This window comes from Sphingopyxis sp., assembly GCF_035944815.1.
In the GTDB taxonomy this organism is placed as follows: domain Bacteria; phylum Pseudomonadota; class Alphaproteobacteria; order Sphingomonadales; family Sphingomonadaceae; genus Sphingopyxis.
Genome location: NZ_DASZAU010000013.1, coordinates 182,749 through 206,702 on the forward strand (window position 1 = coordinate 182,749; position 23,954 = coordinate 206,702).

The 23,954-nt window shown below is 64.9% G+C and carries 31 protein-coding genes; 16 read left to right on the top strand and 15 right to left on the bottom strand.

What is annotated here, in order from left to right:
• Positions 1 to 149 precede the first annotated feature (149 nt).
• From VGU00_RS18245 to rsmG, 4 genes are all read right to left on the bottom strand, one after another.
• Positions 150 to 647 (bottom strand): DUF4402 domain-containing protein, encoded by a 498-nt coding sequence (locus VGU00_RS18245; protein ID WP_327471097.1) that lies wholly within the window; start codon positions 645 to 647, stop codon positions 150 to 152.
• 262 nt (positions 648 to 909) lie between these two features.
• The gene (locus VGU00_RS18250) at positions 910 to 1,872 is read right to left on the bottom strand and encodes a ParB/RepB/Spo0J family partition protein (RefSeq protein ID WP_327471099.1); all 963 of its coding nucleotides are present in this window, start codon (positions 1,870 to 1,872) and stop codon (positions 910 to 912) included.
• On the bottom strand, positions 1,873 to 2,655 hold the full coding sequence (locus VGU00_RS18255; RefSeq protein WP_327471101.1) for an AAA family ATPase: 783 nt from the start codon (positions 2,653 to 2,655) through the stop codon (positions 1,873 to 1,875). It lies immediately after the preceding gene.
• The gene (gene rsmG, locus VGU00_RS18260) at positions 2,652 to 3,290 is read right to left on the bottom strand and encodes a 16S rRNA (guanine(527)-N(7))-methyltransferase RsmG (RefSeq protein WP_327471756.1); all 639 of its coding nucleotides are present in this window, start codon (positions 3,288 to 3,290) and stop codon (positions 2,652 to 2,654) included. The genes VGU00_RS18255 and rsmG overlap by 4 nt, the downstream gene beginning before the upstream one ends.
• 560 nt (positions 3,291 to 3,850) lie before the next feature.
• Here rsmG and VGU00_RS18265 point away from each other — a divergent pair.
• Positions 3,851 to 4,141: a DUF7660 family protein gene (locus tag VGU00_RS18265; protein ID WP_327471103.1), complete on the top strand. Its 291-nt coding sequence runs from the start codon at positions 3,851 to 3,853 to the stop codon at positions 4,139 to 4,141.
• 51 nt (positions 4,142 to 4,192) lie between these two features.
• Here VGU00_RS18265 and mnmG read toward each other — a convergent pair whose 3' ends face one another.
• The 3 genes from mnmG to VGU00_RS18280 form a co-directional block, all read right to left on the bottom strand.
• Complete coding sequence (gene mnmG / locus VGU00_RS18270; protein ID WP_327471105.1) at positions 4,193 to 6,061, bottom strand: tRNA uridine-5-carboxymethylaminomethyl(34) synthesis enzyme MnmG; 1,869 nt, start codon at positions 6,059 to 6,061, stop codon at positions 4,193 to 4,195.
• Positions 6,062 to 6,136: 75 nt separating this feature from the next.
• Positions 6,137 to 7,441 (bottom strand): tRNA uridine-5-carboxymethylaminomethyl(34) synthesis GTPase MnmE, encoded by a 1,305-nt coding sequence (mnmE, locus tag VGU00_RS18275; RefSeq protein WP_327471758.1) that lies wholly within the window; start codon positions 7,439 to 7,441, stop codon positions 6,137 to 6,139.
• A 23-nt stretch (positions 7,442 to 7,464) separates the two neighbouring features.
• On the bottom strand, positions 7,465 to 7,758 hold the full coding sequence (locus VGU00_RS18280) for a DUF6489 family protein (RefSeq protein ID WP_327471107.1): 294 nt from the start codon (positions 7,756 to 7,758) through the stop codon (positions 7,465 to 7,467).
• A 109-nt stretch (positions 7,759 to 7,867) separates the two neighbouring features.
• Between VGU00_RS18280 and VGU00_RS18285 the strand changes: the two genes are divergently transcribed.
• On the top strand, positions 7,868 to 8,566 hold the full coding sequence (locus VGU00_RS18285; RefSeq protein WP_327471108.1) for a dienelactone hydrolase family protein: 699 nt from the start codon (positions 7,868 to 7,870) through the stop codon (positions 8,564 to 8,566).
• Positions 8,563 to 8,976, top strand: coding sequence for a nuclear transport factor 2 family protein (locus VGU00_RS18290; protein WP_327471110.1), 414 nt, complete (start codon positions 8,563 to 8,565; stop codon positions 8,974 to 8,976). The genes VGU00_RS18285 and VGU00_RS18290 overlap by 4 nt, the downstream gene beginning before the upstream one ends.
• Here the strand turns inward: VGU00_RS18290 and VGU00_RS18295 are convergent.
• From VGU00_RS18295 to hemE, 7 genes are all read right to left on the bottom strand, one after another.
• Positions 8,973 to 9,374 carry a DUF1489 family protein gene (locus VGU00_RS18295; protein ID WP_327471112.1) on the bottom strand — a complete coding sequence of 134 codons (402 nt, stop codon included), beginning with the start codon at positions 9,372 to 9,374 and terminating at the stop codon, positions 8,973 to 8,975. The two genes, VGU00_RS18290 and VGU00_RS18295, sit on opposite strands and share 4 nt — an antisense overlap.
• Before the next feature lie 30 nt (positions 9,375 to 9,404).
• Positions 9,405 to 9,842: a hypothetical protein gene (locus VGU00_RS18300; protein ID WP_327471114.1), complete on the bottom strand. Its 438-nt coding sequence runs from the start codon at positions 9,840 to 9,842 to the stop codon at positions 9,405 to 9,407.
• Between the two features lie 33 nt (positions 9,843 to 9,875).
• Positions 9,876 to 10,538, bottom strand: a complete 663-nt coding sequence (locus tag VGU00_RS18305) for a TerC family protein (RefSeq protein ID WP_414713589.1) — start codon at positions 10,536 to 10,538, stop codon at positions 9,876 to 9,878.
• Positions 10,539 to 10,597: 59 nt separating this feature from the next.
• Positions 10,598 to 10,891 carry an antibiotic biosynthesis monooxygenase gene (locus VGU00_RS18310; RefSeq protein WP_327471116.1) on the bottom strand — a complete coding sequence of 98 codons (294 nt, stop codon included), beginning with the start codon at positions 10,889 to 10,891 and terminating at the stop codon, positions 10,598 to 10,600.
• A gap of 12 nt (positions 10,892 to 10,903) precedes the next feature.
• Positions 10,904 to 12,160 (bottom strand): transcription termination factor Rho, encoded by a 1,257-nt coding sequence (rho, locus tag VGU00_RS18315; RefSeq protein WP_093510006.1) that lies wholly within the window; start codon positions 12,158 to 12,160, stop codon positions 10,904 to 10,906.
• Positions 12,161 to 12,355: 195 nt separating this feature from the next.
• Positions 12,356 to 12,772: a CopD family protein gene (locus VGU00_RS18320; protein WP_414713573.1), complete on the bottom strand. Its 417-nt coding sequence runs from the start codon at positions 12,770 to 12,772 to the stop codon at positions 12,356 to 12,358.
• 32 nt (positions 12,773 to 12,804) lie between these two features.
• On the bottom strand, positions 12,805 to 13,833 hold the full coding sequence (hemE, locus tag VGU00_RS18325) for a uroporphyrinogen decarboxylase (RefSeq protein ID WP_327471120.1): 1,029 nt from the start codon (positions 13,831 to 13,833) through the stop codon (positions 12,805 to 12,807).
• A 341-nt stretch (positions 13,834 to 14,174) separates the two neighbouring features.
• Between hemE and VGU00_RS18330 the strand changes: the two genes are divergently transcribed.
• From VGU00_RS18330 to VGU00_RS18385, 12 genes are all read left to right on the top strand, one after another.
• Complete coding sequence (locus VGU00_RS18330) at positions 14,175 to 14,987, top strand: pyruvate, water dikinase regulatory protein (RefSeq protein WP_327471122.1); 813 nt, start codon at positions 14,175 to 14,177, stop codon at positions 14,985 to 14,987.
• Positions 14,984 to 15,580: a Maf family protein gene (locus VGU00_RS18335; RefSeq protein WP_327471124.1), complete on the top strand. Its 597-nt coding sequence runs from the start codon at positions 14,984 to 14,986 to the stop codon at positions 15,578 to 15,580. Before VGU00_RS18330 ends, VGU00_RS18335 begins: the two co-directional genes overlap by 4 nt.
• Positions 15,577 to 16,389, top strand: coding sequence for a shikimate dehydrogenase (locus tag VGU00_RS18340; RefSeq protein ID WP_327471126.1), 813 nt, complete (start codon positions 15,577 to 15,579; stop codon positions 16,387 to 16,389). The genes VGU00_RS18335 and VGU00_RS18340 overlap by 4 nt, the downstream gene beginning before the upstream one ends.
• A complete protein-coding gene (gene coaE / locus VGU00_RS18345) occupies positions 16,386 to 17,009 on the top strand; it encodes a dephospho-CoA kinase (protein ID WP_327471128.1) in 624 nt (207 codons plus the stop codon). Before VGU00_RS18340 ends, coaE begins: the two co-directional genes overlap by 4 nt.
• Before the next feature lie 19 nt (positions 17,010 to 17,028).
• A complete protein-coding gene (gene dnaQ / locus VGU00_RS18350; RefSeq protein WP_327471130.1) occupies positions 17,029 to 17,727 on the top strand; it encodes a DNA polymerase III subunit epsilon in 699 nt (232 codons plus the stop codon).
• 46 nt (positions 17,728 to 17,773) lie between these two features.
• A complete protein-coding gene (gene hpf / locus VGU00_RS18355; protein WP_327471132.1) occupies positions 17,774 to 18,349 on the top strand; it encodes a ribosome hibernation-promoting factor, HPF/YfiA family in 576 nt (191 codons plus the stop codon).
• 202 nt (positions 18,350 to 18,551) lie between these two features.
• Entirely contained in the window at positions 18,552 to 19,016 is a 465-nt protein-coding gene (locus VGU00_RS18360; RefSeq protein WP_327471134.1) for a PTS sugar transporter subunit IIA, read from the top strand.
• Positions 19,017 to 19,037: 21 nt separating this feature from the next.
• Positions 19,038 to 19,370, top strand: coding sequence for a DUF1491 family protein (locus tag VGU00_RS18365; RefSeq protein ID WP_327471136.1), 333 nt, complete (start codon positions 19,038 to 19,040; stop codon positions 19,368 to 19,370).
• 198 nt (positions 19,371 to 19,568) lie between these two features.
• Positions 19,569 to 20,228 (top strand): cell wall hydrolase, encoded by a 660-nt coding sequence (locus VGU00_RS18370; RefSeq protein WP_327471137.1) that lies wholly within the window; start codon positions 19,569 to 19,571, stop codon positions 20,226 to 20,228.
• Between the two features lie 66 nt (positions 20,229 to 20,294).
• On the top strand, positions 20,295 to 20,921 hold the full coding sequence (locus VGU00_RS18375; protein ID WP_327471139.1) for a DUF4136 domain-containing protein: 627 nt from the start codon (positions 20,295 to 20,297) through the stop codon (positions 20,919 to 20,921).
• The gene (locus tag VGU00_RS18380; RefSeq protein ID WP_327471141.1) at positions 20,918 to 22,027 is read left to right on the top strand and encodes a M14 family metallopeptidase; all 1,110 of its coding nucleotides are present in this window, start codon (positions 20,918 to 20,920) and stop codon (positions 22,025 to 22,027) included. Before VGU00_RS18375 ends, VGU00_RS18380 begins: the two co-directional genes overlap by 4 nt.
• On the top strand, positions 22,024 to 22,503 hold the full coding sequence (locus VGU00_RS18385; RefSeq protein ID WP_327471143.1) for a GNAT family N-acetyltransferase: 480 nt from the start codon (positions 22,024 to 22,026) through the stop codon (positions 22,501 to 22,503). The genes VGU00_RS18380 and VGU00_RS18385 overlap by 4 nt, the downstream gene beginning before the upstream one ends.
• 77 nt (positions 22,504 to 22,580) lie before the next feature.
• On the opposite strand, the gene VGU00_RS18390 is transcribed toward VGU00_RS18385, so the two are convergent.
• Positions 22,581 to 23,036 (bottom strand): Hsp20 family protein, encoded by a 456-nt coding sequence (locus VGU00_RS18390; protein WP_327471145.1) that lies wholly within the window; start codon positions 23,034 to 23,036, stop codon positions 22,581 to 22,583.
• A 189-nt stretch (positions 23,037 to 23,225) separates the two neighbouring features.
• Here VGU00_RS18390 and gpmA point away from each other — a divergent pair, with 189 nt between their 5' ends.
• Complete coding sequence (gene gpmA / locus VGU00_RS18395) at positions 23,226 to 23,912, top strand: 2,3-diphosphoglycerate-dependent phosphoglycerate mutase (protein ID WP_327471147.1); 687 nt, start codon at positions 23,226 to 23,228, stop codon at positions 23,910 to 23,912.
• Positions 23,913 to 23,954 lie beyond the last annotated feature (42 nt).

Below are 23,954 nucleotides of genomic sequence, written 5' to 3' on the forward strand. Positions count from 1 at the left end.
CGTCCCGATGGTCGCGTCCTGCCTGCGCCAACATGGTTGATATTTTGCTAACCATCGGTGCCCGGCGCACAAAAAGAGGCCGCCGGACCATCGCCCGGCGGCCTCCCTTCGACTGGCCGGCGAGCGAGAAGCCCGCCGTCCCCCCTCAATTACTGGTAATTGGCGGTGACGTTGAACGTCCCCGAATAGTCGCCCGACGCCTGGTTGGCGCCGACGCTCAGCGTGCCGCCGACCTGAAAGCTGCCGCCCGTGGCGCCCAGCGTGATCGTCGCCGACGAATAGGTCAGCGACGACGTCATCGTGCCGCCGAGCGACCCGTTGAGCGTCACGCTCGAATCGCCGCCGACGACAACCACGGCGCCGTCGGTGCCGGCGACGTTGAAGTTCGCTGCAGTGGCGGTGCCGGTGCAGGTCAGCGAACCGCCGCAGGTGCGGGTGCCGCCGGTCGACACGGCGACGGTCGAAGCGGTCGCACCGCTGATGATCGTCGCATATTGCAGGTCGCTGGTGTTCGCGAGCGTGATCTGGCGCAGGATCTTGGCCTTGGCCGTGCCCGTGGCCGACGCCGCATGCGCCGCCGAGGCGTTCATGGCGAGGGCAGCAATCGCGGCGCCAACGAGGGCGCGCTTCATTCCAAATTTGCGCATATTTTTGGTCCCTTGAAACAGTCGAAATTTCGAATGGATATCCCACCCCATTCGCCGACCTGTTTAGGGGACGACCTGTTCAGGCTTTGCCAGCAAGCATGGTTAACAGCACGGTAGGAATTGCGTCGAAAATCATGATTTACCTGATTAAAATCAATTACTTATGCAGTTTTTCGGCCGAACCGAAGTGACGCATTTTTGCTTTAACGGCCCGGACTGGTACAGGTTGGACGAGCTCGAAGCCCGCCGGACAACCGCCCGTTCAGATCGATTCGCCGGACAAGCGCTGGCAGATCATGTCGAGCTGGTCGAGCGACGCGAATTTCAGCGTCAGCGCGCCCTTGCCGCCGCCGGCATATTGGATCGCCACGCCGATTCCGAGCAGTTCGGACAGATGCCGCTCGACCGCGACGATGTCGGGGTCGCGCCCCGCCCCGCTCGCTACCATCACCTCGCTCGCGGCCTTGCGCGGCGCATCGCCATCCTTGCCCGAACGGACGAGCGCTTCGACCGCGCGCACCGACAGGCCTTCTTTCGCAACGCGGCGCGCGATCGCTTCGGCGTCGGGCGCTCCGATCAGCGCGCGCGCGTGCCCCATCGCAAGCGATCCATCGCCGACGAGCGCCTGTACGCTGTCGGGTAGGTCGAGCAGGCGCATCAGGTTCGCGACATGGCTGCGCGACTTGCCGACCAGTTTGGCCAGTGCCTCCTGGTTATGCCCGAAATCCTCGACCAGGCGGTGATAGGCGCTCGCCTCTTCGATCGCGTTGAGGTCCTGCCGCTGGATATTCTCTACCAGCGCGATCTCATAGGTCGCCGCGTCGTCGAGATCGCGGACGAGCGCCGGGATCTGGTGCAGCCCGGCGCGCTGCGCCGCGCGCCAGCGCCGTTCGCCGGCAACGAGCTGAAAACCCTCGCCGTCGGGCGAACGGCGGACGATGATCGGCTGCAGCAATCCGCGCAGCCCGATCGAATCGGCGAGTTCGGCGATCGCATTCTCGTCGAAATGACGCCGCGGTTGCCCGGGAAGCGGCCGAATCGATCCGACCGGCACATGCTGCACGGCGTCACCCGATACCGGCGCCGCCTTTGCCGCGCCGCCGGGCGTCGCGAGCACCGGCGCCTCGACCGCGGCGTCGCCGAACAGCGCGTTCAGCCCGCGGCCCAACCCCGAAGGCCGTTTGCGAATCGGAACTGCACCATTATCGTCTTTATTATCAGTCATTTAGGCGGCCTTACGGATCTCGGGGAGCCGGTCGATCAATTCGCGCGCCAGCGCGATATAGGCGGCCGATCCCGCGCAGCGATGATCGTAGATCAGCGCCGGCAGGCCGTGGCTCGGCGCTTCGGACAGGCGCACATTGCGCGGGATCACCGTCTCGAACACCACCGGTCCCAGCACTTCGCGCACATCGTCCGATACCTGGTCGGTCAACCGGTTGCGCCGGTCGAACATCGTCAGCGCGACGCCGAGGATCGACAATTTCTGGTTGAAGCGCTCGCGCACGCGTTCGACCGTGGTCAGCAGCTGGCTGAGCCCCTCGAGCGCGAAAAATTCGCATTGCAGCGGCACGATCAGCGATTCGGCCGCGATCAGCGCGTTGAGCGTGAGCATGCCGAGCGACGGCGGGCAATCGATCAGGCAGATATCCCACTGCCCCGCTTCGGCACCCGACAAGGCCTGCTGGAGCCGGTGCAGCCGGTCCTGAAACTCGATCAGCTCGATTTCGGCGCCCGACAGGTCGACCGTCGCGGTGACGATGTCGAGCCGCGGCACTGCGGTCGGGATCGCGCATTCGGCGATCGTCGCGTCGCCGCGCAGCAGCTCATAACTCGAAAATTCGCGCTGCGACTGTTTAATGCCGAGCCCCGTCGACGCATTGCCCTGCGGATCGAGGTCGATGATCAGCGTTCGCCATCCTGTGGCCGCAAGCGCGGTCGCCAGATTGATCGCGGTCGTCGTCTTGCCGACCCCACCCTTCTGGTTCGCCACGGCAATGCGGATCATCGCTTTCCTCGCTGTTTTGCCGCAATCTTTCCACGCCCCACCAAAATCTGGCTCTCGGCGTCGGTGCGGCTCTGTTCCACGTGGAACATTCTCTGCCATGGCTCGGGCAGCAATGCCAGTTCCTTAACCGCGTTTCGGCCTTTTGGCAGCAGCCAGTGCGTCGATTCGGTGGAAAAACGCGCGGATAAGTCGATAAGCTTGTCGAGCGGCGCGAACGCGCGCGCGCTGATCGTCGCAGCCGCCCGCGTTTCGACGCGCTCGAGCGGCGCTTCGGCGACCTCGACGTGGCTCAGGTCAAGCTCCGCCACCACGGCGCGCAGGAAATCGCAGCGGCGCTTGCGCGATTCGACCAGCAGCATCGGGCGGTCACTCAGGATCGCAACCACAAGCCCCGGCAGCCCCGGCCCACTCCCCAGATCGACCCAGAGCCCCTCGCCCCCCATATCGAGCGCCAGCAATTGCGCACTGTCGGCGATATGCCGCACCCAGATCGTCGGAATCGTCGACGCCGCGATCAGATTCTGCTGCGCATTCTCGGCAATAAGCATTCGGGCGAAGCGTTCGAGCCGAGCCCATTGATCGGCGGTCGGCGAAAACGCGTCCCCGATCCAGGCCCTTGCTCCATCCTCGGTCACCAGAATCGCGTCGTCCGAACCCACCAGCGCCCTACCTATCTTCGTCGTTTCCGCGGAAACGGAAGTCCAGCTTCCGTTTTCACGCCCTAGCGCCTTTCCGCAGCCTTTGGAAAGTCCACCACGCAACAGAACGCCCTTCTCGTCACCCCGGACTTGATCCGGGGTCCATGACTTCGGCGCTACATTGATCCCGGATCAAGGCGAACGAGCCACCTGTCTCGTTCGAGGATGACAATGACAATGACAATGAGAATGAAACGACAGGAACGCGCGTTGTGCAACCCCGGGGAAAGCCGGGGCCCCAGTTGCACCGGACAAAGGTGCTTTCGTCCGGGGTCAATACAGGGCTGCTTTCGACCGATTGCGGACGTTCTCTTGCAAAGCTAGGCTTAGTCTACTCTCAGCCGAGCCGGCGGATTAGACTTGGCGAGAGGATCAGCCGGGGCCTTGAGAAAGGCAGAGGAGTTTCCGTCGCTCTCCCGGCACCAGCGGTCAAAGTGGCGGGTCGCGAAACTACTAGGAATTCTTGCTCAGCGTAGAGCTATGACGGACACCCTGAAATGATCGATTTGGACGCTCTGCTTGAACAAGTCGCCGACGAAAAAGGCTTCATCGCATTCGTGGAAGCGCTCGCTAACGATTTTGCTTGTGAACGAGAACTTGAAGCGGAAAGCCCATCAGGTCTGTATGGTCCCGGTCAGCTCGGTTGGGAAAATGGGACGGTCGACACCGTGCTCGGTGCAGCCGCGGCTTGGGGGCGCATCAAGCTTTTGACGGGCTTTTCTCTTGCCGAAGACAATCCTTGGAAGCGTTGCGCGCACATTCTCTATGCGGGCAAATTCTACGAATAGAACGTCCGTTCTCTACCCTAAACCGGACGCTCTCACGCCAAGCCCGAAAGCTCAAGCCGCCCGCCGCCGGCTGTGCACCATGATCGCGGTCAGCGCCGCCGGCGTCACCCCGTCGATCCGCCCGGCCTGCCCCAATGTCTCGGGACGCGCCCGCGTCAACCGCTCGACCATTTCGCGCGACAGTCCGCCGATCGCGCCATAATCAAGGCTTGGGTCGAGCAGGATCGCCTCATTCGCCGCGAGCGAGCGCAGCTCGGCATCCTGCCGTGCGATATAGGGCGCATAATGCGCGTCCTCGCCAACCTCCGACAGGATCGCCGAATCGATCGATTCAAGCTCGGGCGCCAAACGCGCGAGCCGCGCCATCGTCATCTCGGGATAGCGCAACAGGTCGATCCGCTTGCGCGCGATTCCGTCGCCCGGCAACGCCAGCCCGACCGTCGCATAATCGGCGGTGCTCACAAGGGCGTCGAGCAAGGCTTCGGCCCGCGCCCGCTCGGCCATCCGCGCTGCGAACAGGTCCGCCGTCGCCGGATGCACCAGCCCGAGCGCGATCCCTTTCGGCGTCAACCGCGTCGCAGCATTGTCGGCGCGCAGCCGCAGCCGATACTCGGCGCGCGCGGTGAGCATCCGATACGGTTCGGTCACGCCCTGCAGCACCAGATCGTCGACCATCACCCCGATATAGGATTCGCTGCGATCGAGAATCAGCGGATCGCGCCCCAGCGCCGCGAGCGCCGCATTGGCGCCCGCGACGAGTCCCTGCGCCGCCGCTTCTTCATATCCGGTCGTCCCGTTGATCTGCCCAGCGCACCACACGCCCGGCATCGCGCGGATCTGCAATGTCCGATCGAGCGCGCGCGGATCGATATGATCATATTCGACCGCATAGCCGGGGACGACCATCTCGACCGTCTCGAGCCCCTCCATCGTACGCAGCATCGCGAGCTGGACGTCGGCGGGCAGCGAAGTCGAAATGCCGTTCGGATAGACAAGGGTACTATCGAGCCCCTCGGGTTCGAGAAACACCTGATGCCCGTCGCGGTCGGCGAAACGGTGGATCTTGTCCTCGATTGACGGACAATAGCGCGGCCCGGCCGCGCCGATCGCGCCCGTAAACAGCGGTGAGCGATCGAGATTCGCCGCGATGATCGCATGGCTTTCACTGTTCGTGCGCGTGATCGCGCAAAAAACCTGCGGCACCGTCCGCGCGCTGTTCCACGTGGAACAGGTCCAGCGCGCGCCCTCGGCGCTGTCCGACGCCTGTTCGGCGAGCCGCGCCCAATCGATCGTGCGTCCGTCGAGCCGCGGCGGCGTCCCCGTCTTGAGCCGCGCCATCGGCAAATCGGCACCGCGCAACTGCCCGGCGAGCCGGTGCGCCCCGGCCTCGCCGATACGCCCACCCTCCATCCGCTCCTCACCGCGGAATAGCTTTCCACCGAGGAAGGTGCCCGTCGCGAGCACGACCGCGCCCGCGGTCAGCACCGCGCCATCGGCAAGTTCGAGTCCCTCGACGCGGCCATCACCCGACAGCCGCAGCGCCGCCGCTTCGCCGGCAACGACGGTGATGCCTTCCTCGGCCGCGAGCAGAGTCTGGATCGCGTCGCGATATAATTTACGGTCGGCCTGGATGCGCGGTCCCTGCACCGCCGCTCCCTTCGACGCGTTGAGCATCCGGTAATGGATCGCCGCGCTATCCGCCGCGCGCGCCATCCAGCCGTCGAGCGCATCGACCTCGCGCATCAGATGGCCCTTGCCGAGCCCGCCGATTGCGGGATTGCACGACATCGTCCCAATCAGCGCGGGATCGAAACTGACGAGCGCGACGCGCGCGCCGAGTCGCGCCGCCGCCGCAGCCGCCTCGGTTCCGGCATGCCCACCGCCGACGACGATGACATCGAAAATTGCTGAATCCTGCATGATTGCGGCGCCCTTAGCGCAAAGCGCGCTTCGAATCCACCGCGCTGCTTGCCGCTCGATGTTTCACGTGGAACATCATTTTCCGATGCAAAAACGCCCGAACAAAGCGTCAAGCATCTCCTCGACTCCCGCACGCCCCGTGATTCGATCGAGCGCCGTCGCCGCGAGCCGCAGCCGCTCGGCGAGCAGGATCAGATCGCTCGCCTCGCGCGATCGGATATCGACCTCAAGCCATTGTTTTGCTTCTGAAAGTGCGGAACGCTGGCGTTGACGCAGCGCGGCTTCGCCCTCTCGCGGCAGCAGCGTCCGTGCCATCTCGACGATCATCCTGTGCAGCTTGTCCATCCCCTCACCCGTCGTCGCCGACAGGATGAGGTCGCACCGCGCGGCTTCGGCCTCGGCCGCTGCATCGCCTTTCCAGCGATCGGCCTGCGCCGCAATCAGGATCGCGCGCGGGTGATCCGGCGCTTCCTTCGGCCGCCCGAGCCACAGCAGGATGTCCGCGGCCTCGATCGCCGCCTTCGCGCGGTCGATCCCGATCGACTCGATGACATCGGCACCTTCGCCCCGGATCCCCGCCGTGTCCGAAAAGCGCATCGCGATGCCGTCGAGCGCGAGCTGGGTTTCGATCACGTCGCGCGTCGTTCCCTCGATGGGCGACACGATCGCCAGCTCGCGCCGGACCAATGCATTGATAAGGGTCGATTTTCCGGCGTTCGGCGGCCCAGCGATCACGACCGAAAGCCCTTCGGCGATCACCTCCGCCGCCGGCCGCGCCAGCCATTCGTCCAGCTCGCCCGCCAGTTCGCCCATCCCCGAAATCATACGCTGCGCGACACTTTCGCCAACTTCGACATCATCCTCATCGGCGAAGTTGAGCTCGGCCTCCGCCCCTGCCATCAGCCCGAGCAGCCGGTCCTGCCAGCCAGCAACCGCCCGCGACACATGGCCGCTCGCATGGCTCAGCGCCTGCACGCGCTGGCTCTCGGTCTCGGCGGCGAGCAGGTCGGCGAGCCCTTCGGCCTCGGCGAGATCGATCTGCCCACTCTCGAACGCCCGGCGCGTGAATTCGCCCGGCTCGGCGCGTCGCAACCCGTCCATTATCCCGAGCGCCGCTTCAACAGCGGCGACCACCGCGCGCCCGCCGTGCAGATGCAGTTCGGCGAGATCCTCGCCCGTCGCGGTCGCGGGTCCGGGAAACCACAGCAGCAAAGCGCGATCGAGCGGCGCACCCGCGGCGTCCTTCAACAGCGCGAGCGAGGCGCGGCGCGCGGGCGGCAGACGCCCCGCCAACGCGGCCAGCGCCGGCCCAGCCATTGGCCCGCTCACGCGCACGACGCCGATCGCCGCCGGCGGTATCCCGCTCGACAGCGCAAAAATCGTATCTCTTACAAGGATTTGGTTCAGCTCTTGCGTCCCTTGGCGGGCTTGTCGTCATCGGTCGCATCGGCCGATTTCGAACCGCCCATCAATCCGCCGCCGAACTGGCCGAGTAGCGACTGGACGAGCTCGAGCCCGCTGCCCCCCATCGGCACCCAGGTCTTTACCATCGACTGCACCATGTCGGGGGTGATCCCCTTCGCCATCAGTTCCTTGACGCGGCTGAGGTAGATATCGTGCAGCGGCTCGAGGTCGGGAAGCCCAAACAGGCGCCGTGCTTCCTCGGGGGTGCAATCGATCTCGATATTGAACTTCATTGCCTGTCTCCGCCCCGAAAAATCCCGGTTAGCCGCTTGAGCCCTGCCCGCAGCCCCGCTAGCTTCGCGCTTTCCCAGCAAAGAAGCAAGAGACAGGAGAGCTCCCCGCATGGCCGCGACCAACACCACCATCCCCGCGCTCGACGGGACGAACGAAATTCCCGCCTATGTCGCACGCCCCGACGCCGACAGCTCGCGCGCGATCATCGTCATTCCCGAAATTTTCGGGATCAACGAAGGCATCCGCAAGAAATGCGACGATTGGGCGGCCGAGGGCTATCTCGCGATCGCGCCGGACATTTTCTGGCGTTTCGCGCCCGGGGTCGAGCTCAATCCCGATGTCGAGTCCGAGCTGCAGGAAGCCTTCGGCTATTTCGGCCAATATGATGCCGACGACGGGGTGAAAGATATCGAGGCTACAATCCGCTGGCTGCACGGCCAGGGCTCCAGCAAGGTCGGCGCGGTGGGTTTCTGCCTCGGTGGCCGCCTCGCCTATATGACCGCGGCGCGCACCGATATCGATGCGTCGGTCGGCTATTATGGCGTCATGATCGACCAGATGCTGGGCGAAAGCCATGCGATCGCGCATCCGCTGATGCTCCACATCCCGACCGAAGACCATCTCGTCGACCATGAAGCGCAGAAGCGGATCCACGAAGGTCTCGATCCGCATCCCAAGGTGACGCTCCATGATTATCAGGGGCTCGACCACGGCTTTGCCGCGACGATGGGCAACCGCCGCAACGAGGACGGAGCGCAGCTCGCCGACGGCCGCACCCGCGCCTTTTTCGCCGAGCATCTTGCATGAGCGTGCCAAATGGAGCCGGGGCCGGTCTCGCCGCCTGGCACGCCTATATGGCGGGCGGCGGCGACCCGCAGGCCTTGCGCGACCTGCTCGCCGAAGATGCGGTGTTCCACTCGCCCGTCGTCCACACGCCGCAGGCGGGACGCGACAAGGTCTTCGCCTATCTCCATGCGGCGAGCCATGTCCTCGGCGGCGACGATTTTCGCTATCTGCGCGAAATCGTCGACGGCGATCAGGCGATGCTCGAATTCCAGAGCAGCCTCGACGGCATCCAGATCAACGGTGTCGACATCATCGCATGGAACGCGGACGGAAAAATAAGCGATTTCAAGGTGATGGTCAGGCCGCTCAAGGCGATCAACAAGGTCTGGGAAAAGATGGCCGAAATGCTCGCGGCGCAGGCCGCAAGCTAGATCAGGCTGAGCCCGGCGAGTTCGCGGTACAGCTCGGGCGGCAGGTCGCCGACGCCGTCGCCCCCATCGATGCCCTTCGGCGCGTCGGCGTCGGTGAGGTAACGCCAACCCTGATGCGCGCGTTTCGGCTGCGGGTGAACCCGCTCGAGCGATGCGACGCACACGATATCGACGCGCCCGTCGCTGCGATCGTCGAAACGCAGGATTTCGACGCGCGCGACGAGCGTATGCTTGACGATGAAGTGCAGCTTGCCGCCGATCAGCTCGTCGGCACGCTTGGGCCGGAAGCGTGTCGTGAACCGGATCTCGCCATCGACGGCATAATTGGCGATCCGCGCCTCAAGCGCAGGATAGTCGGTACAGCCAACGGCGACGCGGGTCATGTGGAGAGCGGACATCCCCTCTAAATGGGCGTTCGCCGGCGCGGTTCAATCGCTCCTGGCGGCGACCAGATAATAATCGCCCCGTCCCTGCGGATTGACGGGAAGCACGATCATGCTCACCGGCGAAAGCAGGACGACAGCGAGCGATTTCAAACCGAGCACCGCCGCATAGGGCAGCACTGCAACCCCCATCATCGCCATGGTCGCGAGCGCAAAGCGCCCCAATGCTCGGCGCATATGATCATTGGGTTGCGGTTCGGGTTCGGCGAGCATGTCCGCCAGCAGCGCTGACGCCTCTTCATGCTGCCACGCCGGCACCGCCAGCCGAAACCCGCCGATTGCAAGGATGTCGGGCGATACGCTGGTGTAATATTCGCCGCCGACATGGACGATGATGCCCGCCGCATCGAGCATCGCGGCAACCGTCAGCGCTTCTCCGCGCCCCAACAGGCGTGCAATCGGGACCATCGCATCGTCAGCCATCGCGGCGACGATGCGATGGACACCGCAATTTGTCTAGCCGAACAGCGTGCCGACGCCGACGCTCGGGTCGATCCAGCCTTCGTAGATCATCTTGACCGCGACATAGACGATCACGGCGAGCCCGATGTAGGCGATCCAGCGATAGCGCTCGATATATTTGGCGATGATGTTCGCCGCGACGCCCATCAGCGCGACGGCAAAGATCAAGCCGACGATCAGGATGCCGGGGTGATCGCGCGCCGCGCCGGCGACCGCGAGCACATTGTCGAGGCTCATGCTGACGTCGGCGACGGCAACCGCCCAGGCGGCGGCGGCAAAGCTCTTGGCGGGTTTCAGCCCCGAATGTTCGTCGCCCTCGACCTCGGGTGAACCGGCCGAATGCGCGCCTTCGCGCAGCTCGCGCCACATTTTCCATGCCACCCAGACGAGCAGCAGGCCGCCGACGAAGATCAGCCCGACGATCTGCATCAGCTGCGTCACGACGAGCGCGAAGGCGATGCGCAGGACGAGCGCGGCAAGCACGCCGATCATGATCACCTTGCGGCGCTGGTCGGCGGGTAGCCCCGCCGCGAGCGCGCCGACGACGATCGCATTGTCGCCCGCCAGCACGATGTCGATCATCAGCACCTGCAGGAAGGCCGCAAAGGCCGCAGGTTCGGTGATGTTCGAGAAATCGTTGACGATAGCATCCCACATTCCGGCGGGACCGCCGAAACCGCCGGCATGCGCCGCGGCCTGAGTCAGAAATTCCAAAATCACAGCGGCTCTCCGAAATAGCTGACCTCTGGCATAGGGTCATAAAAGCGATGCAGCAACGCCCGCCATTGCTGATAGCGATCCGATTGCCGGAAGCCGCCCTGATGATCAGCGACCGACCTCCATTCGACCAACAACAGATAAGGCTGTCCTGCGGCTGTCGGGCGCCGGACTTGCATCGAGATAAATCCGGGCGACGCTTCGATCAGCCGCCGCGCCTCGTCGACGGCCGTCTCGAACGCCGCTTCGCTGCCCGCGCGAACGGAAAGCAGCGCATGTTCGATCACAGCCATCGCGATGCCGGCTTACTGGTTCATGCTGTCGAAGAAATCCTCGTTGGTCTTCGAATCCTTGATCTTGTCGAGCAGGAATTCCATCGCGTCGACGGTGCCCATCTGCATGAGGATGCGGCGCAGCACCCACATTTTCGACAGCTTGTCCTTCTCGACGAGCAATTCTTCCTTGCGGGTGCCCGACTTGCCGACGTCGAGCGACGGGAAGATGCGCTTGTCGGCGACCTTGCGGTCGAGCACGATTTCCGAGTTACCCGTGCCCTTGAATTCCTCGAAGATCACTTCGTCCATGCGGCTGCCGGTGTCGATCAGCGCGGTCGCGATGATCGACAAAGAACCGCCTTCCTCGATGTTGCGCGCGGCGCCGAAGAAGCGCTTCGGGCGCTGGAGCGCATTGGCGTCAACACCGCCGGTCAGCACCTTGCCCGACGAGGGAACGACGGTGTTGTAGGCGCGGCCGAGGCGCGTGATCGAGTCGAGCAGGATGACGACATCCTTCTTGTGCTCGACGAGGCGCTTGGCTTTTTCGATCACCATTTCGGCAACCTGGACGTGGCGCGTCGCGGGTTCGTCGAAGGTCGAGGAGACGACTTCGCCGTTCACGCTGCGCTGCATGTCGGTGACTTCCTCGGGACGTTCGTCGACGAGGAGGACGATCAGGTAGACCTCGGGGTGGTTGTCGGTGATCGCCTTGGCGATATTCTGGAGCAGCACCGTCTTGCCCGTGCGCGGGGGCGCGACGATCAGCGCGCGCTGGCCCTTGCCCTGCGGGCTGACGAGGTCGATCACGCGCGCCGACTTGTCCTTGACGGTCGGGTCGACGGTATCGAGCGACAGCTTCTGGTTCGGGTAGAGCGGGGTGAGGTTGTCGAAATTGACGCGGTGGCGCACCGCTTCGGGGTCGTCGAAATTGACCTTGATCAGCTTGGTCAGCGCAAAATAGCGTTCGCCGTCCTTCGGCGCGCGGATCTCGCCCTCGACCGTGTCGCCAGTGCGCAGGCCATATTTGCGGACCTGGTTCGGCGAGACATAGATGTCGTCGGGGCCGGCGAGATAATTGGCGTCCGACGAGCGAAGGAAACCGAACGAGTCCGGGAGAACCTCGATCGTTCCCGATCCGATGATTTCCTCGCCCTCTTCGGCGAGTTCCTTCAGGATCGAGAACATCAGGTCCTGCTTGCGCAGCGTCGATGCACCCTCGACACCCAGTTCTTCTGCCATTTCGACAAGCTGGGCGGGGGCTTTGGTTTTGAGTTCTTTGAGATGCATGGATGGATTCCAGATAGGTATTCGGGAGAAAATTAAGACAATTCGCGTTGCACCGCCGGGGTGCCTATCCGGCCGTGGGACGACCGTTTCGATAGCATCGGCGCGGGGGACGCGCCGCCCGCGCGAAGCGGGGTTGACCGGCCCCTATAACCGGGCCGGGTTCAAGTCAATCGGGCTGCGCCGGAAGACCGAAATTCAGGGCCGAACGACGACGAGGATGACGATGATCGCCGCGGCGATGCCCGGGACCTCGTTGAGCAGGCGCAGCTGCTTTTCGGTAAGCGGCCGCTCGCCCTTCTGGAGCTTCTTGAAATAGCCGATCATCCAGCCGTGATAGCCCGAAAGCGCGATGACGAGCAGCAATTTGGCGATGAACCAGCCCTCGCGCCAATAATCGCCGTTGAACGCGAGCATCAGCCCGAAAATCCAGACAATGATCAGCGACGGGTTCAGGATGATCCGCCGCAGCCGGTCCTCGCGCTCGATCCACTTCCGGTCTTCGTCGGACCCGAGGGGCGCCTGATGGTGATAGACGAAGAAGCGCGGCATCATGAACAGGCCTGCCATCAGGAAGATCACGAAAATGACATGCGCCGCTTTGACCCAAAGCATCGTCGCCCCCAAAAATCCGGCCAGTTCCATAGTTATCCGCCGCGAACGCGTTTGATCAGATGTTCGACATGGGCGATCGGCGTGTCGGGCACGATACCATGGCCGAGATTGAAGATATGGGGACGCGACGGGAAGGCCGCAAGGATGCGGTCGATCGCCGTATCGAGTGCATCGCCGCCGGCGACGAGCGCGAGCGGATCGAGATTGCCCTGCACGGGAAGATGCGGCGGCAAGGCTGCGTCCGCCCAGACAGGATCGACCGTCTCGTCGAGCCCAAGTCCATCGACCCCCGTTTCGTCGGCGTAGGCGCGGAGCTTGCCGCCCGCACCCTTTGGAAAGCCGATGATCGGCGTATCGGAATGCAGTGCCTTCAGCCGGCGCACGATCTCGGCATTGGGCGCGATCACCCATTGCTCATATTGCGCGGGCGACAGGCTGCCCGCCCAGCTGTCGAACAATTGCACGGCATCGACGCCATTTTCGATCTGGCCCGACAAATAGGTCACGCTCAAATCGACGATCGCATCGATGATCGCCTGGAATGCCGCAGGATCGCCGAACGCCATGCGCCGCGCCGCCGCCTGATCCTTCGACCCCTGCCCCGCCACCATATAGGTGGCCACCGTCCAGGGGCTGCCCGCAAAGCCGAGAAAGGTCGTTTCGGGCGGCAAGGCCGCGGCGACACGCGCCACCGTCGCATAGACGGGGTCCAGCCGCTGGTGCGCCGCCTCGAGCGACGCCAAGGCGCTGTCGACCAGTGGCGGTGCGAGCCGCGGACCCTCGCCCGCCTCGAACCAGAGATGCTGACCGAGCGCGTGCGGAATCACGAGGATATCGGAAAAGAGGATCGAGCCGTCGAAGCCGAAGCGCCGGATCGGCTGCAACGTCACTTCGGCCGCCGCTTCGGGATCGTAGCAAAGCTCGAGGAAACCACCCTTGGTTTCGCGAAGGGCGCGATATTCGGGCAGATAGCGTCCCGCCTGACGCATCAGCCAAAGGGGCGGACGTTCCTGCCGCACCCCGCGCAGCACTGCCAGCAAACTTTTCGGTGACGCCTTCACGCGGCCCCTCTTTCTCTCTTCATAATATAATATGTAATAGGATTGTGGTGGTTTGTTGGTCGGCGGACAAACGCGGCCTTAGGGCGGGGCGTCCCTTTTGCCAACAGCTTGACTCCCGGACTCGCAAGCGCGTCGGCAGAGTCGCCACATGCTTTTCCCCATATTCACAGCCTGTGGATAAGATTCATCCCATGTGGATAACGGGTGGAGCGGAATCGACACGGTTGGGGATGAATCGCGCGTGCCGATTTTGTCCCTGCGCTTATACCGAAACTTATCCACAGGTCCGCGAAACGCTTCGCGGCTTGCCTTTTTCGGCGCTTTCCCGCCATGGTGCCGCGATGGGCCGGCTTCACCTGCATCTCATATCCGACTCCACGGGCGAGACACTCGAAAATATCGCCAAGGCGGCGATCGCGCAGTTCGACGATGTCGAGGTCGTGCGCCATTTCTGGCCGATGGTGCGATCGGAATCGCATCTCGACCGGATCATGGCCGAAGTGCAGGCGAGCCCCGGCATGATCCTCTTCACGCTGGTGAACGGCGAACTGCGCGTCAGTCTCGAACGCCGCGCGCGGACGCTCAACCTTCCCACCGTCGCCGCGCTCGATGCGGTGACCGACGCCTTGTCGCGGATGCTCGGACAGGAAGCCAAGGCGCGTCCCGGTCGTCAGCACCAGCTCGACGCCGCCTATTTCGCGCGCGTCGAGGCGATCCAGTTCACCGTCGCGCACGACGACGGCATCGGCTGGGAAAATTGGGAACAGGCCGACATCGTGCTCGCGGGCGTGTCGCGCACCTCGAAAACCCCGACGAGCATCTATCTCGCGAATCGCGGATTCAAGACCGCGAATATTCCGATCGTTCCCGAATCGCCGCCGCCGACCGCCCTGTTCAACCTGAAGCGGCCGATGGTCGTCGGGCTGACCACCGGGCTCGACCGCCTCGTGCAGGTGCGCCGCAATCGCCTGCTCTCTTTGAATCAGGCGCCCGAAACCGCTTACGTCGACGACGAGCGCGTCAAGGCCGAGCTTGCCTATGCGCGCCGCATGTTCGCCGACAATGGCTGGCCGGTGATCGATGTGACGCGCCGCTCGATCGAGGAAACCGCCGCGGCGGTAATCAAGCTCGTCGAAGATCGCGGTGCGGCATGACGCTTCTTCTTGCTTCGCAAAGCAGCGGCCGCGCCGCGATGCTCCGCGCCGCCGGGCTGACTTTCGAAACCAGCGCGGCGCATGTCGACGAGGACGCGCTCACCGCGTCGCTGCTCGCCGCCGGCCAGACGCCGCGCAACATCGCCGACGCGCTCGCCGAGGCGAAGGCGGTCAAAATCTCGTCGCGGCTTCCCGGCGTCACCGTGATCGGCGCCGACTCGACGCTTGCGCTCGACGACGGGTCGATGCTGTCGAAACCTGCCAGTCCCGACGAGGCGGCCGGGCATCTCCGCCGCATGGCGGGGACGCGCCACCGGCTGTTCAGCGCCGCGGTCGCCGCGCGCGACGGCGCCCCTGTCTGGCGCGCGATCGGCGAGGCGAAACTGTGGATGCGCCCCTTGTCGGACGGCTTCATTGCCGACTATGTCGCGCAAAACTGGGACAGCATTCGCTGGACCGTCGGCTGTTACGAAATCGAGGGAGCGGGCGTGCAATTGTTCGAACGAGTCGAAGGCGATCCCTGGACTATCATCGGTATGCCGATGCTCCCCTTGCTGGCGTGGCTGCGCACCACCGGACTGGCACCGCAATGAGCACACCCTACGCAGAGGTGATCGGCGACCCGATCGCGCAGTCGAAATCGCCGCTAATCCATGGCTTCTGGCTCGAAGCGCTCGGCCTTTCCGGCGATTACCGCCGCGCGCATGTAAAGCCCGGCGATCTTGCTGCCTATATCGCCGAGCGCCGCGCCGACCCCGACTGGCGCGGCTGCAACGTCACCATGCCGCACAAGGCGGCGGTGATGGATCTCGTCGATGATCCCGGCAATATCCGCGGCACGATCGGCGCGATGAATACCGTCGTCCGCCAGCCCGACGGCGCGCTCATCGGCACCAACACCGACGCCGCCGGCTTCTACGCGCCGCTCGCCGAACTCGATCTCGAGGGCGCCCCCGTCGCGGTCGTCGGCGCCGGCGGTGCGGCGCGCGCGGTGCTGTTCGCGCTCGCGCGCGCGAATGTCGGGCCCGTCACCATCCTCAACCGCAGCCCGCTGAAAGCGATGGGTCTGCTCGCAACCTTCGGGCTCAAGGGCGATGTCGTGGCGCTCGATGCCCAGCTTCCTCCCGTGTCGCTGCTCGTAAATTCGAGCAGCCTCGGCATGAAGGGCCAGCCGCCGCTCGATCTCGATCTTGCGCCGCTGCCCGATGATGCGATCGTCTACGACCTCGTCTATTCGCCGCTGCAAACGGGCCTGCTGGGGGCCGCCGAAGCGCGCGGGCTCGATACGGTCGACGGGCTCGACATGCTGATCGGCCAGGCCGCGCTCGCCTTCGAGCTCTTCTTCGGCGCCGCGCCGCCCGAGGGCCGCGACGAGGAACTGCGCGCTCTCCTGACCGCATGACCCACCATCGGCGCCCCGGCTCGCGGCTCCGCCGTCCCTTCATCATCGGCCTCACCGGGTCGATCGGCATGGGCAAGTCGACCGCGGCCGCGATGTTCGAACGCGAGGGCGTGCCCGTGTTCGACGCCGATGCCGAAGTGCACCGGCTGCAAGGGCCCGGCGGCGCGCTCGTCGCCGCGATCGAGGCGCGCTTTCCCGGTACGACCGGGGCAGGCGGCGTCGACCGCCAGAAACTCGGCGCGCGCGTGCTCGGCAATACGCACGAACTCGCCGCGCTCGAGGCGATCGTCCATCCTGCGGTGGGCAAGGCGCAGAAACGTTTCCTCGCCCGGCACCGCGCGCGCGACGTCGTCGTGCTCGATATCCCTTTGCTCTTCGAAAAGGGCGGCTGGCGACGCGTCGGCGCGATCGCCGTCGTCTCGGCGCCCGCGTGGATGCAGCGGAGGCGCGTGATGCGCCGCCGCGGTATGACCGCCGCAAAGCTCAAGGCGATCCGGCGGCTGCAGGTTCCCGACCGGGTCAAGCGATCGCGCGCCGATTTCATCATCGAAACGGGCCGCCCGAAAAGCGAGACGCATCGCCAGATTCGCTTCATCGCCTCTTGTTTCCGCGCCCGATAGGGTCCAGATTAAGGCTTCGATGCGCGAGATTATTTTCGATACCGAAACCACGGGTTTCGATCCCAGGAGCGGGGACAGGCTGGTCGAAATCGGATGTGTCGAGCTGGTCGACCGCCGCGAAACCGGCGTCACCTTTCACGCCTATTTCAACCCCGAACGCGACATGCCCGCCGCCGCCGAAGCGGTGCACGGCCTGTCGATCCAGTTCCTCTCGGACAAGCCGCTCTTCGCGACTCGTGTCGACGAGCTGATCGAATTTCTCGGCGATGCGCCGCTCGTCGCGCACAATGCCGCGTTCGACTTCGGCTTCGTCAACGCCGAGCTTGCGCGCGCAGGCCGGCCGGCGCTCGACATGGCGCGCATGTGCTGCACGGTGCAGATGGCGCGCAAGCTCCATCCCGGCGCCAAGCACAGCCTCGACGCGCTCTGCACGCGCTACGGCATCGACCGCAGCCATCGCGTCAAGCATGGTGCCCTGCTCGACGCCGAACTGCTCGCGCATCTGTACATCGAAATGACCGGCGGCCGGCAGATCGGCCTCGGACTTGCCGCGTCGGCCGTGAGCATCACTCCGTCGGTCGCCCCGGTGCCCGCGCCGTCGCACCCCGACCGTCCCTTTCGCGAACCCCGTCCCCATATGGCGTCGGCCGCAGAACTCGCGCGCCACGCCGAATTTGTCGCAGGGCTGAACCAGCCGCTGTGGCTCGATACGGTGTGATGACACTCCCTTAAAGTCATCGCGCCGGCCAAGAAGGAGAAGAAAAATGGAAATCCGCGTCTCTGGCCACCAGATCGAAACCGGCGAAGCGCTGCAGTCGCACGTATCGGATCGGATGAACGCGATTGCCGACAAATATTTCTCCCGCGCGATCGGGGCGCACGCGACCTTCGGCAAGGGGCCGCATGACAGTTTCCAGTGCGACATCGTCGCGCATGTGATGCAGGGGCTGGTGCTGAAGGGGCACGGCCAAGCGCAGGACGCCCACGTCGCGTTCGAGGGCGCGGCCGAGCGGATCGAAAAGCAGCTCAGGCGCTATATGCGGCGATTGAAGGATCGCAACAACGGTCCGGCAGAGCCCTCGCCGACGGTCGACGAGATCGAGGATAACGCCAGCTACACGGTTTTCGACAGCGGCGCCGATGAAGAAGATGTGGGCGATGCGCCCGCGATCATCGCCGAAACGCGCGTCGATATCCCCAGCAGCAGCGTCTCCGACGCGGTGATGATGCTCGACTTGCGCAACACCAATGCGCTGCTTTTCGTGAACAGCAAGACCGGTACGCACAATATGGTCTACCGCCGCGACGATGGCACGATCGGCTGGGTCGAACCGCGCTGAACCGCCACCGGTTCAGGCTGGTTTCAGCCTGGACCGTCAAGCTTCACACGATAGGACTGGATTTTCTCTGCCATCCGGCCTAAGGGCCGCGCCCAACGATACCCGAAATCCGGATGGCGGGGGCCTGCCACGACAGATCCGCGATCGCTCGCCAGCGAGGTAGCTGGCGGCGGCCGGCGTTTAACAAGATTTGACCAGAGCAATGAATCTTTCTTCCCTTCTCTATCCGGCGACCGTGCGCGCGCATGTTCAGCTCGATTCGAAAAAGGCGCTTTTTCCCTTCGTCGGCGACCTTGCCAGCCGTTCGCTTGGCCTCGACGCTGGCGAAGTCAGCGAAGCGCTGCTCGAACGCGAACGCCTCGGTTCGACCGGTTTCGGTCGCGGTATCGCGCTGCCGCATGCCAAGATGGCTGACCTCGGCGGCGTGCGCGGCCTGTTCCTGCAACTTGCCAAGCCGATCGATTTCAACGCGGTCGACGGTCTGCCGGTCGACCTGCTCTTCGTCCTGCTCTCGCCGCTCGATGCCGGCGCCGATCATCTGAAGGCGCTCGCCGGCGTGTCGCGCATGCTCCGCAACGAGGCGATCGCCGATCGGCTGCGCGGCGCGAAGAGCGACGAAGCGCTCTACGCGCTGCTCGCCGACGGCGAAACGCGTGACGCGGCGTAACCGCGCACGGCGAAAAACCCCGTGCGGCTGAAGAGTCGCTTTCTCGTCGACCTGCTGATCCGCCGCGCCGAAACGGCCGGCGGCTTTGCGACCGTGCTCGCCAAAGGCGACGAAAGCTCCGGGATCATCCTTGTCCAGTGCGCCGATCGCGGCGCGCCCGGGCCGCTGCTCGAACGACGCTTCGCGGCGAACGGCGCCTATGTCTGGGAAGCCGTCGGGCCGACCGGCGAAGATGGTGAATCGTACGAAAACTACCGCGAACGGCGGCGAAAGGCCGATCCGGACCTGTGGATCGTCGAACTGGATATCGCAGATGCGCCACGACTCGTCGCGGAGTGGGCCGCGTTAACTTGACTCTGTTGCGGCGCACAATAACTGGCGCCCATTCGATAACGCGTAGGTCGTTCCGCGGGTTGCCCTGCCCTTTCGCAAGGCCCCGGTAAAACGGACTGGACACGCAGTCGGACGATGACCGCAGGCGGCGATACTGGACGCTAGTCCCCCGCCTGTTTTGAGAGGTTCGGTTCATCGGCCGCACTTTTGACGGACAATATGAGTCGCATTCTGAATGGTGCCAGTATGGCCGCCGTCGGCATGACTGCCGCCGCCATGCTGCTTTTGGCGGAACCCGGCTTTGCAAGCGATCTTGCTGCCGACGCCAATATCCCCGCGATCCTCCTGCCGGGCGCCGACGCGCCGGTGGTCGAGGAAAAGGCGGACCTTCCGACCGAAGCCGAAACGCCGGTCGAAGACAGCAAAAAAACCGAAGACGTTGCGGGGCCCAAGCCGGCGCCGGTGACCGCCGATTCGCTTGCCGAACTCGTCGCCGCGACGCCGAAGCCCGCCGAAATCGATGCCGAACTGCGCTGCCTTGCCGGCGCGGTCTATTTCGAATCGCGCGGCGAATCGCTTCCCGGCCAGCTCGCGGTCGCGCATGTCGTGATCAACCGCGCCCAGTCGGGCCGTTTTCCGAAGAGCCTGTGCGGCGTCGTCCACCAGAAAAGCCAGTTCAGCTTCGTGCGCGGGGGCAAGATGCCCGCCGTGCGCAACGCGGCGCAGTGGGCCAATGCCGTCGCCATCGCGCAGATCGCGCGCGACGGCAGCTGGAAGAACCACGCGCCCGGCGCGCTCTTCTTCCACGCCCGCTACGTCTCGCCCGGCTGGCGCAAGACGCGCATCGCGCAGATCGACAATCACATCTTCTATCGCTGATCGGACGGGATGCGCGCGCGTATCCCGTTCATTGCCAAGCCATATTAAGTGGCGCATGATGCGCGGATGACGCGTCATCTTTCCGCCGCCCTGCTCGCTGCAGCGGCGCTCGCCCTCGGCGGCTGCGCAACAGCCGTCCCGCCGGTCGAAGTGACCCGGTTCCACGCTGCCGCACCGGCCGGCTGGGCACCCGGCACGCGCTACACCGTTGATACCGCGCCGCTCGGCGATGCCGCGGCGATGGTCGGCGCGACGCAGCCGTCGATGGAATGGGGCAGCTATCGCGCTGCGGTCGAGCGCCAGCTGCAATTGCAGGGGCTGGTCGCGGCGCCCGACGGCGCCAGCGCGCCGCTCAAGGTCCGCATCGGGTTCGACCGGATCGACCGCGAAACCGGCGGCGGCCGTTCGCCCGTTTCGGTCGGCGTCGGCGGCTCGACGGGGGGCTATCGTTCGGGCGTCGGGCTCGGAATCGGCATCAACCTCGGCGGCGGCCCGCGCAAGGTGCAGGACCTGCAACTCGCGGTGCGCATCGACGACAGCGCCAGCGGCCGCGCCTTGTGGGAAGGGCGCGCGCTCGCCGCGGTGCCGGTAAAGGCGCCGGCGTCGCAGCCGGGCCTCGCCGCGGCGAAATTGGCCGACGCGCTATTCAAGGACTTCCCCGGCGAATCGGGACGCACTATCAGCGTCAAATGACCATCACCATCAACGCCGCTTTCGACAGCGGCAACATCGTCGTCGACGCCATCGACGGCACGTCCGCCCGCCTGTCGATCCGCAAGGACCGCGAATCGGACTTTTTCCAGTGGTTCCATTTCCGCGTCGCGTGCGCGGTGGGCGACGCGCTCGAGCTTGCGATCGCGGGCCTTGCCGGTTCGGCCTACCCCGACGGCTGGCCCGATTATGCGGCCTGCGCGAGCTACGACCGCGAAAACTGGTTCCGCCTCGACACCGCTTATGACGCCGGAACGCTGACGATCCGCCATAACGCCGAAGGCCCGATCCTCTGGGTCGCCTATTTCGCGCCTTATTCGATGGAGCGGCACCACGACCTCGTCGCGTCGGTCGCCGAATGCGAGGGTGTGACCTATCGCTGCCTCGGAACCAGCCTCGAAGGCCAGCCGATCGACTGCCTCGAAATGGGCAGCGGCGATACGCAGGTGTGGCTTTACGCGCGCCAGCATCCGGGCGAGAGCATGGCCGAATGGTGGATGGAAGGCGCGCTCGAAAAGCTCGTCGACCCCGCCGATCCGCATGCGCGGTCGCTGCTGAAAAAATGCCGTTTCCATATTGTCCCGAACATGAATCCCGACGGTTCGCGCCGCGGGCATTTGCGCACCAATTATGCGGGCGTGAACCTCAACCGCGAATGGGACAATCCGACCGCCGAACGCAGTCCCGAAGTGCTGTGCGTGCGTGACGCGATGGACGCGACCGGCGTCGACTGGGCGATGGACGTCCATGGCGACGAAGCGATCCCCGCGGTCTTCCTCGCGGGCTTCGAAGGCATTCCGTCGCTGACGGCCGGACAGAGCGAAAAATACAAGGCGTTCGAAACCGCGCTCGCAGCGAACACCCCCGATTTCCAGGTCGACCTCGGCTACGAACAATCGGCACCGGGCAAGGCGAATCTGTCGATGTCGACGACGCAGCTCGCCGAACGGTTCGGCGCCGTCACGATGACGCTTGAAATGCCGTTCAAGGACAATCGCGACCTGCCCGACCCCGAACGCGGCTGGTCGCCCGAACGGTCGAAACTGCTCGCGCACGCCTGTCTCGCGACGCTGGACCAGCTTCTGTGAGCGCAGGCGCGGACGGCGCGTGGCGGATCGTCGAGGACGATCTGTCGGGCGCGCCGATCCGCGCACTGCTCGAGCAGCATTTTGCGGGCATGCTGGCGAATTCGCCGGCCGAAAGCTGTCACTTCCTCGACTTCGACGGGCTGCGCGCGGGCGACGTCACCTTCTGGTCGATCCACAAGGGCGGCGAACTCGCGGGCTGCGGGGCGCTGAAGATGCTCGACGCGCAGCATGGCGAAATCAAGTCGATGCGCACCGCCGACGCCTTCCTGCGTCAGGGCGTCGCGGCGCGGATTCTCGGCCACATCATGACCGAAGCGCGCGTCCGCGGCCTCGAACGCCTCAGCCTCGAAACCGGATCGGGTCCGGCCTTCGAGCCCGCGCTTGCGCTGTACGCGCTACACGGTTTCGAGGAATGCGCGCCGTTCGCCGACTATAAACCCGACCCCTTCAGCCGCTTCATGACGCGGGCACTGTAGCGAAACGAAAACGGGGTCCGGAAGGGACTCCGGACCCCGCTCATAAGCCCCGAAGGGCTTCGGACAGGTGGCTCGCCTCAGGCGGCCTTCTTGTCCTCGATCGCCGGCTGGCTGCCGCCGATCGCGATCTTGTGCGGCTTCATCGCCTCGGGCACTTCGCGCACCAGGTCGATGACGAGCAGCCCGTCGGCCAGGTCGGCGCTGGCGACGCGTACGAAATCGGCGAGCTGGAAGCGGCGCTCGAACGCGCGCGTCGCAATACCGCTATAGAGGAGCTGGCGCCCCTCGCCTTCGGCCACCGGCGCCTTGCGGCCGCTGACGGTCAGCATATTCTGCTGCGCGGTGATGTCGATTTCGTCGCTCTTGAAACCAGCGACCGCCACCGTGATGCGGAAATGGTCGTCGGCGACCTTTTCGATGTCGAACGGCGGATAATTTTCGGCGCCCGAACCGCCGGTTTCGAGGAAATCGAACAACCGGTCGAACCCGACGGTCGAACGGCGATAGGGGGTCCAGTCGAAGCTGTTACGCATGGGTCTTTCTTCCTTTTGCAAAGCGAAGCAAGGGACCGCGGCAGCGCGCCGCGATCGCCACCCGGCCCCGTATCGGCGGCCGGACAGGGACAATCTGGTAGCGGCCGAAACCATTTCAAGAGGGCGGTTGGCCTTTGCCGAAAAGCCGCGCTAAAGGGCGGCACACCTCCTCCATCGCAAGGATCCGAAATGCCCCAGCTCATCCTCATCCGTCACGGCCAGTCGCAGTGGAATCTCGAAAACCGCTTCACCGGCTGGTGGGATGTCGATGTCACCGAAAAGGGTGCCGCCGAGGCCTTCGCGGCGGGCGAGCTGATGAAGGCGAAGGGCATTGCCCCCGACACCTGCTTCACCTCGGTCCAGACGCGCGCGATCAAGACGCTCAATCTCGCGCTCGAAGCGATGGGCCGCCTCTGGCTCCCCGTCACCAAGGACTGGCGCCTCAACGAACGTCATTATGGCGGGCTCACCGGGCTCGACAAGGCCGAGACCGCGGCGAAGCATGGCGACGAGCAGGTCAAGATCTGGCGCCGCAGCTTCGACATCCCGCCGCCGCCGCTCGACGCCGGCTCGGAATGGGACCTGTCGACCGACCCGCGCTACGCCGGTATCGACATTCCGTCGGCCGAAAGCCTCAAGGACACGATCGAGCGCGTGCTGCCCTATTATGAAGCGGCGATCGTCCCCGAACTCGCCGCGGGCAAGACGGTGCTGATCTCGGCGCACGGCAACAGCCTGCGCGCGCTCGTCAAGCATCTGTCGGGCATTTCGGACGCCGACATCACGGGCCTCGAAATCCCGACCGGCCAGCCGATCGTCTACGAGCTGAACGACGACCTGAGCGCGCGCGAGCGCTATTATCTGAGCGAACGCTGAGCGTATTTTTCCACTAACGTGGAAAGCGGCACCGGCCCGCTC

Coding starts and splice junctions, on each gene's coding strand:
- VGU00_RS18245 (WP_327471097.1), bottom strand. CDS start 647: ATGCGCAAATTTGGAATGAAGCGCGCCCTCGTTGGCGCCGCGATTGCT.
- VGU00_RS18250 (WP_327471099.1), bottom strand. CDS start 1,872: ATGACTGATAATAAAGACGATAATGGTGCAGTTCCGATTCGCAAACGG.
- VGU00_RS18255 (WP_327471101.1), bottom strand. CDS start 2,655: ATGATCCGCATTGCCGTGGCGAACCAGAAGGGTGGGGTCGGCAAGACG.
- VGU00_RS18265 (WP_327471103.1), top strand. CDS start 3,851: ATGATCGATTTGGACGCTCTGCTTGAACAAGTCGCCGACGAAAAAGGC.
- mnmG (WP_327471105.1), bottom strand. CDS start 6,061: ATGCAGGATTCAGCAATTTTCGATGTCATCGTCGTCGGCGGTGGGCAT.
- VGU00_RS18280 (WP_327471107.1), bottom strand. CDS start 7,758: ATGAAGTTCAATATCGAGATCGATTGCACCCCCGAGGAAGCACGGCGC.
- VGU00_RS18285 (WP_327471108.1), top strand. CDS start 7,868: ATGGCCGCGACCAACACCACCATCCCCGCGCTCGACGGGACGAACGAA.
- VGU00_RS18290 (WP_327471110.1), top strand. CDS start 8,563: ATGAGCGTGCCAAATGGAGCCGGGGCCGGTCTCGCCGCCTGGCACGCC.
- VGU00_RS18295 (WP_327471112.1), bottom strand. CDS start 9,374: ATGTCCGCTCTCCACATGACCCGCGTCGCCGTTGGCTGTACCGACTAT.
- VGU00_RS18300 (WP_327471114.1), bottom strand. CDS start 9,842: ATGGCTGACGATGCGATGGTCCCGATTGCACGCCTGTTGGGGCGCGGA.
- VGU00_RS18305 (WP_414713589.1), bottom strand. CDS start 10,538: ATGTGGGATGCTATCGTCAACGATTTCTCGAACATCACCGAACCTGCG.
- VGU00_RS18310 (WP_327471116.1), bottom strand. CDS start 10,891: ATGGCTGTGATCGAACATGCGCTGCTTTCCGTTCGCGCGGGCAGCGAA.
- rho (WP_093510006.1), bottom strand. CDS start 12,160: ATGCATCTCAAAGAACTCAAAACCAAAGCCCCCGCCCAGCTTGTCGAA.
- VGU00_RS18320 (WP_414713573.1), bottom strand. CDS start 12,772: ATGCTTTGGGTCAAAGCGGCGCATGTCATTTTCGTGATCTTCCTGATG.
- VGU00_RS18330 (WP_327471122.1), top strand. CDS start 14,175: ATGGGCCGGCTTCACCTGCATCTCATATCCGACTCCACGGGCGAGACA.
- VGU00_RS18335 (WP_327471124.1), top strand. CDS start 14,984: ATGACGCTTCTTCTTGCTTCGCAAAGCAGCGGCCGCGCCGCGATGCTC.
- VGU00_RS18340 (WP_327471126.1), top strand. CDS start 15,577: ATGAGCACACCCTACGCAGAGGTGATCGGCGACCCGATCGCGCAGTCG.
- coaE (WP_327471128.1), top strand. CDS start 16,386: ATGACCCACCATCGGCGCCCCGGCTCGCGGCTCCGCCGTCCCTTCATC.
- dnaQ (WP_327471130.1), top strand. CDS start 17,029: ATGCGCGAGATTATTTTCGATACCGAAACCACGGGTTTCGATCCCAGG.
- hpf (WP_327471132.1), top strand. CDS start 17,774: ATGGAAATCCGCGTCTCTGGCCACCAGATCGAAACCGGCGAAGCGCTG.
- VGU00_RS18360 (WP_327471134.1), top strand. CDS start 18,552: ATGAATCTTTCTTCCCTTCTCTATCCGGCGACCGTGCGCGCGCATGTT.
- VGU00_RS18370 (WP_327471137.1), top strand. CDS start 19,569: ATGAGTCGCATTCTGAATGGTGCCAGTATGGCCGCCGTCGGCATGACT.
- VGU00_RS18375 (WP_327471139.1), top strand. CDS start 20,295: ATGACGCGTCATCTTTCCGCCGCCCTGCTCGCTGCAGCGGCGCTCGCC.
- VGU00_RS18380 (WP_327471141.1), top strand. CDS start 20,918: ATGACCATCACCATCAACGCCGCTTTCGACAGCGGCAACATCGTCGTC.
- VGU00_RS18390 (WP_327471145.1), bottom strand. CDS start 23,036: ATGCGTAACAGCTTCGACTGGACCCCCTATCGCCGTTCGACCGTCGGG.
- gpmA (WP_327471147.1), top strand. CDS start 23,226: ATGCCCCAGCTCATCCTCATCCGTCACGGCCAGTCGCAGTGGAATCTC.